Source organism: Pradoshia sp. Z4_20, assembly GCF_058216035.1.
The window spans coordinates 1,109,548-1,124,137 of sequence record NZ_JBZAJD010000001.1 but is presented as its reverse complement, the minus strand read 5'-3'; the positions used below and the strand labels follow the sequence as shown (position 1 = coordinate 1,124,137).

At 36.7% G+C, this 14,590-nt stretch carries 14 protein-coding genes; 4 read left to right on the top strand and 10 right to left on the bottom strand.

The genetic code is table 11. From position 1 onward, the window contains the following. Nucleotides 1-121: 121 nt before the first annotated feature. Together ppdK and AC4BHP_RS05365 are read right to left on the bottom strand one after the other, a co-directional pair. Nucleotides 122-2,785 carry a pyruvate, phosphate dikinase gene (ppdK, locus tag AC4BHP_RS05370; protein WP_490551537.1) on the bottom strand — a complete coding sequence of 888 codons (2,664 nt, stop codon included), beginning with the start codon at nt 2,783-2,785 and terminating at the stop codon, nt 122-124. Continuing rightward, nucleotides 2,785-3,603 (bottom strand): pyruvate, water dikinase regulatory protein, encoded by an 819-nt coding sequence (locus AC4BHP_RS05365; protein WP_066103589.1) that lies wholly within the window; start codon nt 3,601-3,603, stop codon nt 2,785-2,787. The genes ppdK and AC4BHP_RS05365 overlap by 1 nt, the downstream gene beginning before the upstream one ends. A 310-nt stretch (nt 3,604-3,913) precedes the next feature. On the opposite strand from AC4BHP_RS05365, the gene AC4BHP_RS05360 reads away from it, so the two are divergent. From AC4BHP_RS05360 to AC4BHP_RS05350, 3 genes are read left to right on the top strand one after another with little or no spacing between them, the layout of a single operon-like run. After that, nucleotides 3,914-5,230, top strand: a complete 1,317-nt coding sequence (locus AC4BHP_RS05360; RefSeq protein WP_490551531.1) for an alkaline phosphatase family protein — start codon at nt 3,914-3,916, stop codon at nt 5,228-5,230. A gap of 12 nt (nt 5,231-5,242) precedes the next feature. Next, on the top strand, nt 5,243-6,517 hold the full coding sequence (locus AC4BHP_RS05355; protein WP_490551529.1) for an MFS transporter: 1,275 nt from the start codon (nt 5,243-5,245) through the stop codon (nt 6,515-6,517). A gap of 57 nt (nt 6,518-6,574) precedes the next feature. After that, entirely contained in the window at nt 6,575-6,964 is a 390-nt protein-coding gene (locus tag AC4BHP_RS05350) for a DUF3021 family protein (RefSeq protein WP_218975784.1), read from the top strand. Between the two features lie 153 nt (nt 6,965-7,117). On the opposite strand, the gene AC4BHP_RS05345 is transcribed toward AC4BHP_RS05350, so the two are convergent. Then, nucleotides 7,118-7,873, bottom strand: coding sequence for an exodeoxyribonuclease III (locus AC4BHP_RS05345; protein ID WP_139891883.1), 756 nt, complete (start codon nt 7,871-7,873; stop codon nt 7,118-7,120). A 118-nt stretch (nt 7,874-7,991) separates the two neighbouring features. Between AC4BHP_RS05345 and AC4BHP_RS05340 the strand changes: the two genes are divergently transcribed. After that, complete coding sequence (locus AC4BHP_RS05340) at nt 7,992-8,243, top strand: alpha/beta-type small acid-soluble spore protein (protein WP_066103579.1); 252 nt, start codon at nt 7,992-7,994, stop codon at nt 8,241-8,243. A 461-nt stretch (nt 8,244-8,704) separates the two neighbouring features. Here AC4BHP_RS05340 and AC4BHP_RS05335 read toward each other — a convergent pair whose 3' ends face one another. The 7 genes from AC4BHP_RS05335 to AC4BHP_RS05305 all read right to left on the bottom strand — a co-directional run bounded on the left by AC4BHP_RS05335 (nt 8,705) and on the right by AC4BHP_RS05305 (nt 14,564). After that, nucleotides 8,705-9,043: a PTS sugar transporter subunit IIA gene (locus AC4BHP_RS05335; RefSeq protein ID WP_139892015.1), complete on the bottom strand. Its 339-nt coding sequence runs from the start codon at nt 9,041-9,043 to the stop codon at nt 8,705-8,707. A gap of 736 nt (nt 9,044-9,779) precedes the next feature. Beyond that, complete coding sequence (locus AC4BHP_RS05330; protein ID WP_490551527.1) at nt 9,780-10,154, bottom strand: acyl-CoA thioesterase; 375 nt, start codon at nt 10,152-10,154, stop codon at nt 9,780-9,782. A 205-nt stretch (nt 10,155-10,359) separates the two neighbouring features. Next, complete coding sequence (locus AC4BHP_RS05325) at nt 10,360-11,094, bottom strand: gamma-glutamyl-gamma-aminobutyrate hydrolase family protein (protein WP_066103574.1); 735 nt, start codon at nt 11,092-11,094, stop codon at nt 10,360-10,362. 127 nt (nt 11,095-11,221) lie between these two features. Continuing rightward, nucleotides 11,222-12,088, bottom strand: a complete 867-nt coding sequence (locus AC4BHP_RS05320; protein ID WP_066103573.1) for a YitT family protein — start codon at nt 12,086-12,088, stop codon at nt 11,222-11,224. 30 nt (nt 12,089-12,118) lie between these two features. Continuing rightward, nucleotides 12,119-12,550, bottom strand: a complete 432-nt coding sequence (locus tag AC4BHP_RS05315; protein ID WP_066103571.1) for a MarR family winged helix-turn-helix transcriptional regulator — start codon at nt 12,548-12,550, stop codon at nt 12,119-12,121. Between the two features lie 174 nt (nt 12,551-12,724). Further along, nucleotides 12,725-13,828 carry a branched-chain amino acid aminotransferase gene (locus AC4BHP_RS05310; RefSeq protein ID WP_066103569.1) on the bottom strand — a complete coding sequence of 368 codons (1,104 nt, stop codon included), beginning with the start codon at nt 13,826-13,828 and terminating at the stop codon, nt 12,725-12,727. Between the two features lie 133 nt (nt 13,829-13,961). Next, a complete protein-coding gene (locus tag AC4BHP_RS05305) occupies nt 13,962-14,564 on the bottom strand; it encodes a DUF6438 domain-containing protein (RefSeq protein WP_490551524.1) in 603 nt (200 codons plus the stop codon). Nucleotides 14,565-14,590: the final 26 nt, after the last annotated feature.

Below are 14,590 nucleotides of genomic sequence, written 5' to 3'. Positions count from 1 at the left end.
GACCTTAATTACATTATACTCTGACCTTTTTTGACTTTCAACTATTTTATACCCCTTTGTTTATTTTTTAATCATAAAAAAAGGAAGCGCCTGATACAGCGCTTCTTAGATAAACAAATAATTAATTAGTCACGGCTTCCTTTATATCATCATATCGCAAAGTTGCCTGTGCAGCTGCCAGCCTTGCCAATGGAACACGATAAGGCGAACAGCTTACATAGTCTAAACCGGCTTTATAACAGAAGTCGATTGATATTTTTTCTCCGCCATGCTCCCCGCATATGCCAGTTTTTAATTCAGGTTTTGTTTGTCTGCCCAATTTCACTCCCATTTCGACCAGCTTACCTACACCATCTTGGTCTAACACTGCAAAAGGGTTTTCAGGCAGGACTTTTTCTTCTATATATGTTTGTAAAAACTTCCCTTCCGCATCATCACGGCTGTATCCAAAAGTTGTTTGGGTTAAATCGTTAGTACCGAATGAGAAGAAGTCTGCCTCTTTGGCAATTTGATCAGCAGTAAGTGCTGCCCTTGGGATTTCAATCATAGTACCAATCGTGTACTGGAACTTTTTGTCCGTTTCTGCCTCTACCTGAATCGCTGTATCCATCACCAATTGTCGCATTTGTTTCAATTCATTCACATGTCCAACAAGCGGAATCATGATCTCAGGCTGAACCGGAATACCGCGCTCCATTAAGTTAGCAATCGCATAGAAAATAGCTTTTGCCTGCATGCCGTATATTTCTGGATGAATCATACCTAATCGGCAACCGCGATGTCCAAGCATAGGATTAAATTCATCCAATTGACGAACCTTTTTTAACAGTTGCTCTTTTTTCATTAATTCCTTTGAATCAGGATCAGTAATTTGAAGCTTCGTCACTTCGATGATTAATTCTTCTTTATCAGGTAAGAATTCATGTAATGGTGGATCTAATAAGCGAATAGTAACCGGATTTCCCTGCATGGCTTCAAAAATGCCTTCAAAATCCTCTTGCTGCATTGGCAATAAATATTCTAATGCTTTATTTCTTTCCGCAATGGTCTCAGAAAGAATCATTTGTTGGACAAACGGTACACGTTTTGCATCCATGAACATATGCTCTGTTCGACATAGTCCGATTCCGCCAGCCCCAAATTCGAGAGCCTTTCTTGCATCCTCTGGATTGTCGGCATTTGCACGTACCCCTAGTTTTCTAGTTTCATCCGCCCATGATAATAAAGTTAAAAATTCATCCGATAATTCTGGATCAATCATTGGAATCTCTCCAAGCATGATTTCACCTGTAGATCCATCTATCGTAATGGTATCATGATGGTTCACTACTGTATCGCCAACTCTGAATTGCTTTTCTTTTAAATCAATCTTTAATGGCTCACAGCCGCAGATACATGGCTTTCCCATACCTCTCGCTACCACGGCAGCATGGCTTGTCATTCCCCCACGGGTTGTAACAATTGCCTGGGCAGCAACTATTCCATGAATATCATCAGGTGTCGTCTCAGGACGGACAAGAATGACCTTTTGGCCGTCATTGCCCAATCTTTCTGCTTCATTCGCATCAAATACTACTTGGCCTGTAGCAGATCCTGGTGATGCTGGAAGGCCTTTAGCCAGTTGTTTTCGTTCATAAGTGTCATCAATTCGGGAGTGGAGTAGCTGATCCAATTGCTCCGGATCTACTCTTAACAGCGCTGTTTTTTTATCGATGATCCCTTCCTGCACCATTTCTACAGCAATTCTAATGGCTGCCTGTGCAGTACGTTTACCGGATCTCGTTTGAAGAATGTATAATTGTCCACGCTCAACCGTAAATTCTATATCCTGCAAATCCAAATAGTGTTTTTCAAGCTGCTTGCATGTATTTACGAATTGTTCAAAAACATCTGGCATATCATTTTCCAAGGTATGTATAGGCTGTGGTGTCCTGATTCCCGCAACTACATCTTCTCCCTGAGCATTAATTAAATATTCCCCATATAAAACATGCTCTCCGGTGGATGGGTTTCGGGTAAATGCCACTCCTGTTCCGGAATCTTCACCCATATTCCCAAAAACCATGCTTTGAATATTAACTGCTGTTCCTAAATGTCCAGGAATTTTATTTAAACGTCTGTACACTTTTGCACGCTGATTATTCCAAGAATCAAATACCGCTTTAACAGCTAAAAACATTTGCTCACGAGGGTCTTCGGGGAAACTTTGTTTCGTGTGCTTTCTAACAATATTTTTATAACCTTCTATAACTGTTTTCCAATCTTCGGCGGTTAATTCAGGATCATTTTGATACCCTTTTTGTTCACGTATATCTTCCAGCAATTGCTCAAAATAAAATCCATCTACTCCCAAAACCACATCGCTGAACATTTGAATGAAACGACGATAAGAGTCATAAGCAAACCTTGGATTTCCTGTTAACTCTGCCATGCCAACAACCGTTTTATCATTCATACCGAGATTTAAGACAGTATCCATCATACCTGGCATCGAGAAAACGGATCCTGACCTAACTGAAACTAAGAGTGGATTGTTTGGGTCGCCAAGTTTTTTACCAGTGCTCTGTTCAAGACTATGTAGTGCCTCGAGAATTTGCTCTTCCATCTCGTCAGTAATTTGTTTTTCATTTTCATAATAAGAGTTACAGGCTTCTGTACTGATGGTGAATCCAAATGGTACAGGTAAACCGATATTCGTCATTTCAGCTAAATTAGCTCCTTTACCACCCAATAAATCTTTCATATTACTATTTCCTTCGTTAAAAAGATAAACATATTTAGTCATCATACATAGCTCCTCTCACCTTTTAAAATATCCAAAATAATACTCGCTGTTTCTTCAATAGCTTTATTGGAAACATTAATGATCGGACAGCCGACTCTTTTCATAATTTTCTCGGCATAATCCAATTCCTCTAATATTCGCTCATAACTGGCATAGTTAGACTGAGAGGTTAAACCTAATGATTTTAATCTTTCTTTACGGATTGCATTTAACTGGTCTGGAGTTATAATCAGACCAACACATTTACTCTTTTTAATTTTGAATAACTCATCAGGCGGTGAAACTTCTGGAACTAAGGGCACATTGGCTACCTTGTACCCTTTGTGTGCTAAATACATCGATAATGGAGTTTTTGAAGTCCTTGAGACTCCTATTATCACAATATCTGCATTTAAAAGACCCCTTGCATCTTTACCATCATCGTACTTGACGGCAAATTCAACTGCTTCAACCTTACGAAAATAGTCTTCATCCAATTGTCTGGTTAATCCTGAAAGATGATTGGCTGGCTTATGGAATTTTTCCTCAAATGCATTTAATAATGGAGATAACAGATCAACTGCTACTACATTCGCTTCTTTAGCCCGCAAATCCACATGCTCTTTTAAGGAAGGAATAACAAGGGTGTACGCAATAATGGAGGAGTCCTGTTTTGCTAAATTGATAATTTCATCAATATCTTCTTCACTTTTTACATATGAATTTCTTCTAATATCTACTTGTCCGCCATTAAACTGTGTGGCAACCGCCTTTACGACAAATTCTGCTGTTTCTCCTACCGAATCAGATATAACGTATACAATTTCCCTCTTGTTCATCAGCCAATTCCCTTCTATCCATAAATTAGTTATGTATTCGTAATATATAAGCAATGACTGTTATTTTTCTGTTCATCTCCCTCTCTAAATCAACCTCAATTAATTTTTTCGTTAACTTAATAGTATCACCACTTTTTTAAAATTCAAACTAATATGTTATACTTTTTACCAATTAGTATAACACAATTTACTTCTTGAAAATCATCTATTATATATAAATATATCTCAATTTTATGTATTTTCAAAAAAATAAACTATACAATTCATTACACAATAGTAAAATAAAAGATAAAGCGGAAAGGAGGTATCTATGAACGGCCTAACAAAGCGAATAATTGTAATATCTTTTGATTGCTTATCTGCATTGGATTTTCCTAAATTAATTAATTTAACGCATTTCAGGGATATAATTGAGAGAGGATCTTATGCAAACCATGTTCAAACCATCTACCCCTCTTTAACCTATCCTTGTCATACATCCATCATCACAGGTAATTATCCGAAAAGACATGGGATTATCAACAATACGCTTATTCAGCCCGGCCGGAAATCTCCTGATTGGCAATGGTACAGATCTTCTATTAAAGGCACTACTTTATATGATCAGGCAAAAAAGGCCAACCTAACAACCGCTTCCCTTTTATGGCCTGTCACTGGCCGTGCGAACATCGATTACAATTTGCCGGAAATTTTTCCAAACAGACCCTGGCAAACTCAACTGCTTGTCTCACTCTTCAACGGCAGTCCTCTCTACCAATGGCAGCTGAATAAAAAATTCGGCCATCTGAGGCAGGGACTGAGTCAACCACATTTAGATGACTTTGTGCTGGCCTCTTGCCTTGAAACAATCAAAACGAAGCAGCCACATTTACTTCTTGTTCATTTCACAGATTTGGATTCAAAGCGACATGACCATGGATTTTATTCCAGCGAAGCTAATGAAGCACTGACAAGGCATAATGAACGTCTTGGCCAAATTATTACCACATTGAAAGAAATACAATTATATGAAGAAACAACAGTGATTGTCCTTGGGGATCACAGTGCATTAGATGAAAATAAAGCGATACAAGTAAACACCCTATTTAAACGGGAAAATTTTATACATATTAACAAACAAGGAAAATTGATCAATTGGAAGGCTTATTGTAAATCCTGTGATGGATCAGCATATATTTACGTAAAAGATAAAGAAGATATCGGTACCTACAAGCGAGTTCAGTCATTATTGACTAAATTAATGGAGAACAAAGACAACGGGATTGAACAAATCCTGACTGGTACTGAAGCAGAAAATTTAGGGGCAGACCCAGCTTGTGCCTTCATGCTTGAAGCAAGAAAAGGGTTCTATTTCACGGAATCTTATGAAGGCGATTTCATTAAGCATATAAGCGCAGAAGATGTGAAGCGTGAACCCAAATATACATTGGCCACACATGGATATTCTCCTCAAAAACCAGATTACAGCACCGTATTTATAGCAGCAGGCAAAGGAGTCACAAGCGGACAAATCATTCCAAACATGCACCTTGTCGATATAGGTCCTACATTAGCTGCTATGCTGGGTCTCTCCCTGGGAGAAACAGATGGAAAGGTGATAGAAGCGTTTATCCAGCCAAAAGAATAAAGGAGGTAAGGTATGAGTTCACTAACAAAGCAGGAGAAAAGCTGGGCTTTTTATGACTGGGCAAATTCAGCCTATTCAATTGTAATCGTGACAGCCATCTTTCCTATTTATTTCAAAGCAGCCGCAGATACAGCGAATATATCGAATGCTACGTCAACTGCTTATTGGGGTTATGCCAATTCTATTGGTACATTATTAATCTCTATTTTGGCACCGCTCTTGGGTACAATTGCAGATTTTAAAGGATTTAAGAAACGTTTCTTTATTTTCTTTTTTTCACTGGGGATACTCTTCACTTTCATGCTAGCAATCGTACCTTTTGATCAATGGATCATTTTATTGATTTGCTACATCATCACTTCCATTGGTTTTGCAGGCGCAAATATTTTTTATGATGCCTTTTTAGTAGATGTGACCGATGATAATAAAATGAGTAAACTCTCTGCTCACGGATATGCATTGGGGTATATAGGAAGTACCATTCCATTTATCATTGGGATTGCCCTCACCCTGCTCGCTCAACAAAAAATCATTCCACTCTCCATTACAGCAGCAATGCAAGCAGCCTTTATAATCACAGCACTATGGTGGGGATTATTTACGATTCCGCTGTTAAGAAATGTACAACAAACATATTATATTGAACGGGTTAGAAACCCAATCAGGATGAGTTTTAAACGCCTGTTTGCTACGTTCCAAAATATCAGAGCCTATCGTCATTTATTTATTTTCCTGATTGCTTATTTTTTTTATATTGATGGTGTGCATACGATTATTACGATGTCGACTGCCTATGGAACTGATTTAGGCTTTAGCTCGACTACCTTGTTAATTGTTTTATTTGTCACGCAAGTCATAGCCGCTCCATTCTCTTTGCTATATGCCAGACTGGCAGCTAAATACAATGAAAAAATCATGATTTTAGTAGGTATAGCAATCTACACATTTATTTGTATCTACGCTTATTTTATTACGTCAGCGCTTGATTTTTGGATATTGGCTATCCTGGTAGGTACGTCACAGGGTGGGATTCAAGCTTTAAGCCGCTCCTATTACGCTAAACTTGTGCCAAAAGAGTCTTCAAATGAATTTTTTGGCTTTTATAATATCTTTGGAAAATTTGCTGCTATTACCGGTCCATTTTTAATGGGAATCACAACGCAAATTACCGGCAATACAAATATTGGTGTGCTTAGTTTAGTGGTCCTATTTATCATTGGCGGGCTCTTCATGCTCCGTGTGCCAAATACTGCCCAGCATGCCCCTACTGTTACGGCAAAATTATAAATATGTTAACAAATATAATCTGTTTATTGGTAAGGTCTACTCTTGTGAATATGATATATGAACGAGGTGAAGACAATAGCTTATGTAACGGCAGGAATGATAAGAGCGTTTATACCTTTTTTAATTTTGACTAGTATATCAATTGTTCTTTATTACGGCTCTGGACCGGTTCATGAGGTAAGAAGTACGTTTATTGTGGGTATATTCAGTGCTCTAGTTGCAGGTTTTTCAGTTATATACAGTATTGATGGCTGGTCGTTGAAGAAGCAGAGTATAATTCACTTTGGTTTTATGCTTTTGACCATTTTTCCATGTCTTATTTTCAGTGGATGGTTTGAAATAAAATCTTTAATGGATATTGCAGCCTTATTGGGTATCTTTTTGATATGGGGAATTACTTTATGGAGTATCTTCTACCTCATTTTTGGTATTCTAATCAAACGGTAAACCATAAAGAGATTTACAGAATGCTTTAACAAACAAAAAGAAACACTTTCTCGAAATGCTGAAAGTGTTTCTTTGTTTTCAAATAATTTTTAGATTAATGCCTTACTTTTGAATATGGACTTCTCTATACGACTAACTAAAAATTACATCGACTCAAATTTTCATTTCCAAAGAAATTGGACAATGGTCACTACCCATAATTGACGTGTGGATTTCTGCTTCGGTAATTAGATTAGCGATTGATTCAGACACAATAAAGTAGTCAATCCGCCACCCAATATTACGTTCGCGGACTTTGCTCATATAAGACCACCAGCTATACACTTCTGTTTTATCAGGATAGAGATAACGGAAGGAATCAACAAAACCGCTAGATAATAAAGCTGTCATCTTACCTCGTTCCTCATCTGTGAATCCAGAATTCCCTTTATTTGATTTGGGGTTTCGTAAATCTTCGGGTTTATGAGCAACATTTAAATCTCCCGTTAAAATCACTGCTTTCTCTTTATTCAATTCATGTAAGTAAGCATAAAGTAAATCTTCCCAAACCAAACGGTACCCAAGCCTTGCCAGGTCACGCTGTGAATTTGGTGTATACACATTTACAATGAAAAATTGATCAAATTCCAATGTAATGGCTCTGCCTTCCACATCATACTCATCATTCCCAATCCCGTATTTAACGGATAATGGTTTTTGACGAGTAAAAATTGCCGTGCCTGAGTATCCTTTTTTTACAGCGTAATTCCAGTATTGATAATAGCCATCCAGCTCCAGATTAATCTGGCCCTCCTGCAGTTTAGTTTCCTGCAAACAAAATATATCAGCGTTTAATTCTTTAAAAGTATCCAAAAAACCTTTTCCAACGCAAGCTCTTATCCCATTCACATTCCAAGAAACAAATTTCATAACTTCAATTTTCCCCCTGCTAAATATCTCTATCTAATTCATATAAAATTCATTATAACAAATCGAGTAGATAAAATGCGGTTTGGGCACCTTATATTTAAAGGAGACGTGATTAACGATGGCCAAACGCAGAAAAATTTTAGTACCTGAATCCAGGGAACAATTAGATCAGCTGAAAGCAAAAGTGGCGCAAGCCGACCACCCGGACAGAGCAAAATATGAAGTAGCTAAAGATCTTGGCATTCCCCTCAATGAAGGATATAATGGTCGCATTGCTGCAGCAGATGCAGGAAAAATCGGCGGTAAACTAGGTGGAAGCATGGTGAAGGAATTAACCAAATTGGCAAAGGAAAATATATTGAGGCAATAAAAAAAGCCTCTCAGGCTTCAAAAAAAGTTAAGTGAAGAATTATAAAAGCTGAAATTTATAGAGCTACAGAGTTTTTCAACTATTTTGTTAACCCCCGAAGATACAAGTTGATTGCTCGTTAACTCAATTACAGCTAATCCTGTTTTCCAAAATTACCGTTTCACTCTCAAATGATTTAATTTACTTTACTGTACTCAGACGCAACCGGAAGATCGCCAATTGCTATTGGTAAGGCCCTTACTTGTAATAATACAGCTGATTTCAACAACGCTGTCATAGAGTAAACTTCCTGATTGCTCCTTTATTCATTGACAGCTTGTTGTAATGCCTTTCTACCCATCAATTCAATGATAATACAAGCAAACCTTCTTTTTAATTTGGCAACGCTCCTACTCTTTCCAGTTTTTATTTGCCATCTTCAATATCGGTAAACCATAATCCCTTCACAGCCAATTTATTCCTCATACATTTTTATAAATTCTTCTATCAATTCCGGTGTGTAACTCGCTGCTTTCATATAATTCTACAAATTCAGCAGCCATATTCTTAACTGTCAAGGTTTTCATCAGATTATTCTGTGCAAGTAGCATTAAGAATGATACATTCATAACTTCTTCCGTTTCTTTCTGTAATAAACAAACTTGCGTTTGATGAGCCATTAGAATAGCATCTGTTGATTCTTTCAATTTTTGGTGAGCTAGGCTATAATCTCCGTGCTTCGCTGCAGCAATTGCTTCCACCGCACAGCTTCGACCGTCTCCACCATGGAGAATTAACCTGAATTTTTCTACTTCATTCATCATTTTCCCTCCATTTAGATAGATTTGATATTTTATAATATTGCAGTCCTCATCTCTGATTCTCCTGCTTTATCTTATGCTATCCATATTTTCATATCTTTTAATACGTATCAGATTGGAATTTCCAATCAATATTCCATAGTCGAAAAATCATTCATAACGTTGATAAAACAATACCCTTTTTAAAGGCTTACTAACCAGAAATTTCAAATGCAATAAATCTCATAATCATCAGCATTCACAATTAGTATTTTCATATAATATAGTACCTTCGTTTGAGTTATTTATATCTGACGATCCTAAGATTTTTATGATAGGATAATCATCCAATTAATACTGAGAACATCTGATCTTGAGTCTATATCACTCTCTGTAAACCCTGTTCAGTTTCGGAGGTATACACATGGTTAATATGAAATATCTAGAGGAGTCAGATACCATTATTTATTTTTCAGAAATAAAAAAGGGAAGGCCTCAGCCCTCCCTGTTATCATCTGTGTTAATCTCTATAATAGTAAACTAGCTCCCTCAGGTTACTGAATTCGGTCTGGATCTATGTATATGTTTTCTCTCTTCTTTGGTAGAAGTAACTCAACTATAGCTATTCATCTCTAGAAATTTCCTTCTAATTTAGGACTATTTCTTTTTAAAAAGCAGGAATAATTGAGGAGTATTAGCCGTTACAAAAATCATCATAAAACCTGAAAAACATATTTCCAAGGCTTTGGTGACTCCCTTATTTAGATTTCTGCTTTCTCATTTTCCGTTCTTGATACTTCGCTTCAGCACGATTATACAGCTCTTTTTCAAGCTCGGTTTCAGGCAGTACTTTAGGAACTGAAGAGGGCCTTCCATCTTTATCAATCGCAATCATGGTCAAGAATGCCTCAGACGTTAGTCTTCTCTCTCCAGTCATCAGATTCTCTCCTTCAACCCTTACATACACCACCATTGAGGTATTGTGTGACCAAGTAACAAACGCCTCCAAACAGATAGCCTGCCCAGATTTAATAGGAGCATGAAAATCGAACGAATCACTTGAAGCTGTAACCACTGGTTTTCTACAATGACGCATCGCAGCAATTCCTGCAATTTTATCAACATACGCCATTACCTTACCACCAAAAATCGAATTGTACTGATTTGTATCAGCAGGTAAAACTAAATCGTCAAATAAGCTTTTGAATTACTTGGTACTTTGCCTTCATCCAACATGGCGCTCGACCCCTAACCCAGTATATTCTATTTATCCCAATATACTACACATAGAAAAAGACTGCCAAATGACAGTCTTTTCGTTTAGCTTACTTAATTTCTCATAAAGCGTTTTGCTTACAAACACCAATAAAATGTCTTAACAATTGATCCATGCTGGCATCATGTTTACGCAATTCTTCTGGATGAAATTGTGTTGCCATAATTGAATCATCAATTCCTTCAAACGCTTCTATTAATCCATCTTCAGCCTTCGCGACTGGTTTTAAGCCTTTACCTAACTCTTTTATGCCCTGATGATGAAAACTATTCACATCCATTTTATCCTTTTTGACAATACTATATAGTTGGCTATCCTGTTCTAAAAAAACTGTATGAACTGGCTCAGGCCGCTCTACATTTGATAGATGCTCCAAATCATCAGAATTATCATCTTCTTTATCTTCTTCAACATGCTGGTAGAGACTTCCACCTGCTGCTACATTAATTAAATGTGAACCCCTGCATATTCCAAATAACGGTTTCCCTTGCTTGCGTGCTTCTTCAATGATTTGGAAATGTGATTGATCTAGCCCCTTATGTGTGTCTCCTAAATCCTCACTTGGTGGTTCATTGTAAAATATCGGATTCACATCAATACCACCCGTTAATAAAATCCCATCAACCATCGAAACCCAAATCTTAGCGAGTTCCTCATTACCCAATGGAAAAATCAATGGAATTCCACCTGTTTTTTTTATTGCTTCTGAATAACTTAAAAATACAGTTGTTGTATTGTTTCCTTCTATTTTTAATATATTACTTGTTAACCCAATAATCGGTTTATCATTTTTCATATCTAAATTCCTCCCTTAATCTCTCACTTCTATTCCCATTAAATATTATTTTTACTCTAGAAATATTTGTAATTTATTCAACTAACAAAAATAGCAGCCCAATGATGAGCTGCTATCGTATTAAATATTAGTGTATGTTTTTCTTTTCAAAGTTACCGCCCATAACATCAGAAACGTTCTGAATCGCTATAAAGGCATTTTCATCAATATCATGTACAACATCTTTTAATTTAGCCAATTCCAGACGTGTCATTACGCAATAAACCATTTGCGTATCTTCCTTTAGGTAGCCACCCTTTGCATAAATAAACGTGGTCGATCTTCCAAGGCGATCCTGAATAGCCTCTGAAATTTCTGCATATTCGTTGGAAATAATCGTTACAGATCTAGATTCATTTAAACCTTCTACTACGATATCCATAACCTTAGCGGCCATATAATACGCGAAAATAGAATACATTGCAGAATCCCATTCAAATACGAAACCTGCAGCTATAAAGATGAAAACATTTATGAACATAATGATTTGTCCAACTGGTAATCTTAATTTCTTAGATAATAAAATCGCTATGATTTCTGTACCGTCAAGGGCACCGCCAACACGAATGACAATCCCAACTCCAAGTCCAAGAATCAATCCTCCAAATAACACAGCCAGGATTTTCTCATCTGTAAATGGCTCAATATGATGCAACATTGCTGTACTAACAGAAAGGACAGCAATACCATAAATAGAGGAAATCGCAAAAGTTTTACCAATTTGTTTGTATCCAATATAAAGGAATGGCAAGTTAATAATAAAGATGAATAGTCCCAACTGTAATTTGGTTATATGTGAAAGCATAATGGATATCCCAGTTATTCCACCATCAATGACACTGTTTGGTACCAAGAAGAGTTCCAATGCAACAGCCATCATGACTGCACCAAGTGTAATGAAGAAAAATCTTGTTAGTATTTTTAATATAGATGCTTTTTTATGTGTTTTTGGCAAAACTATTCCTTCTTTCTTTATAAATATTTATTATTTTGATTGATAATCAGTAAATTTTTGAAGAATAGAATTTAATATCTTCAGTTCGTGTTCATCCAGCAAAGCTGCATACTTTTTTAAAATTTCTCGGGAGTTCTCTCTTGCCTTCTGAAGAACTTGAACCCCCTCTTCGGTAAGTGTTACAGCGACAAACCTTCTATCCTTCTCATCTTGAACTCTTGAAACAAATCCATGCTGCACCAGCCTTTCAAGCATGACGGTGATCGCGCTTGGTTTCACATTGAGGATTTTCGCTAAATGTTTAACGTTTGTCACTTTTTCTTTTTCAATTTTATTTAACAAATGAAATTGCGATCCGGTAATCCCCAAATCCTGATGCTGCGTAATCTCCGACATGATTGTTCTAATTGTTGAAATCAATATACTTTCAAATTCTTCTATTTGATTTTCTTTACCATCCATCCTATATTGTCCTCTCTTACATCGAGAATAATTTTAATTTTTTTGCTTAATTATTATACCATATTATAATTAAATAGTTTAACTATCTTATATATACACTTTCCAAATTAATATTAACCAAACAAAAAGGCATAAAAAAAACCGTGGTTACCCACGATTCTCTTTCATAACTTTTTATTTATATACATGTATCTGGCTTTCTTCTTTGACTTCCTTTATCCAATTGAATGGATCTTCTACTTTTCCATTTTGTATTCCTGTGATGGTATCATATAATTTTTGCGTTAACGTTCCTATTTTCCCTTTGTTGATGGTTAAAATTTCATTATCCCATAATAATTCACCAATTGGCGAAACTACTGCTGCTGTTCCTGTCCCAAAGGCTTCTTCCAATTTCCCATTTTTATTAGCCTCAATAATCTCCTGCATAGAAACTCGACGTTCTGTAACTGGGATGTTCCAATGTTGTAATAGCTGAATAATTGATTGACGAGTCACACCATCCAATACACTGCCGTTTAATGCAGGCGTGACAACCTCACCATTTATTTTAAAGAAGACGTTCATGCTTCCGACTTCTTCGATATACTTTTTCTCAATTCCATCAAGCCAAAGCACCTGTGAACAGCCAAGTGCTTCTGCCAATTCCTGTGCTTTAAGACTGGATGAATAATTACCGCCTGTTTTGGCCATCCCTGTACCGCCCTTTACAGATCGTACGTAATCTTTCTCAACACCAATTCGAACGGGATTGATTCCCTCTTTATAATACGCTCCCACTGGTGACAAAATGATTATGAACTGATAATGCTTGGACGGTGCAACACCCAAATAAGGTTCTGTTGCAATAATAAACGGCCGTACGTATAAAGAAGTACCTTCCCGGTCCGGAATCCATTCACGATCAATATCGATTAGGATTTCCAATGCCTTGATAACAAACGACTCATCTATATGGGGGATGCATAAACGATCATTAGATTTGTTCATCCGTTCAAAATTCTTTTCCGGTCTAAACAGAAAAACCCGATTATCGTGAGTACGATATGCTTTTAGCCCTTCAAAAACCGTTTGTCCATAGTGAAAAGTCATGCAGGAAGGCTCAAGTGTAATAGGTTGATAGGGAATAATCCTCGGATCATGCCACCCACCCAATTCTTCATCATAATCCATAATAAACATATGATCCGTAAAAATTCTTCCGAAGCCAAGTGTTTCAGGATTGGGCTTTTCTTTTTTATAATTGGTTTTTGTGATAGAAATTAGTTGAGTATCCATGTGATGTCCCCTTTAAATTGTCAGAATAATTAATAAAATTAATTGTACTCCTCAAATAGGGAACCTGCAAGTAGCAAACTTAAAATTAATAAAAAAACTCCAATTCATCGACTATTTCTCATAATCAAATGTTTTAGCGCTCCGAGCTCATAATGATATATGGATGTATACGACCTGTACTATCTTTTCCTAACTTATCAATCTGCCAGTTATGATAATTAGCCTCATTCACATTAATCATTTGAAATGCATCAGCTTGATTGGAGCTGGATATTACATATTCCTCATGTGAGTTCGACTTTCTTTTAATATGGAAGAGATAGAGAGGTTGTTTAATTAAATTCTTTAATCCCAATAATTCTTCCATTTTTCTTTCAAAGGCATCCAATTTTTTCAATGTATGCTTACTATTATCACAAGCAGCATCCTCGTCACCCAAATCATGTACCACTGTCTTATGTTCGCCAAATTGATATACCAATCGGGTAACACAAGTCGGGCTATCCGGCACAATTTGTGCAGTAGTATTATAAATGAAGTTTTTGTAATCGAATGATAGCAAGAGATCTTCAATTTTTTTAACTCTTTGCTTAGAAACCGCAAAGTTCTTAACGCCTATATATGAAACATACTTCTCACCCTGCCAACTTACATGCCCTTCACTTGTGATGGTTGCCTGATAAATCGGGGATTTGCCAAGACATGATGTCCGCGAGATGGAAAATTCTTTAAACAACTTTATACTTCCTCCTATTAGTACAA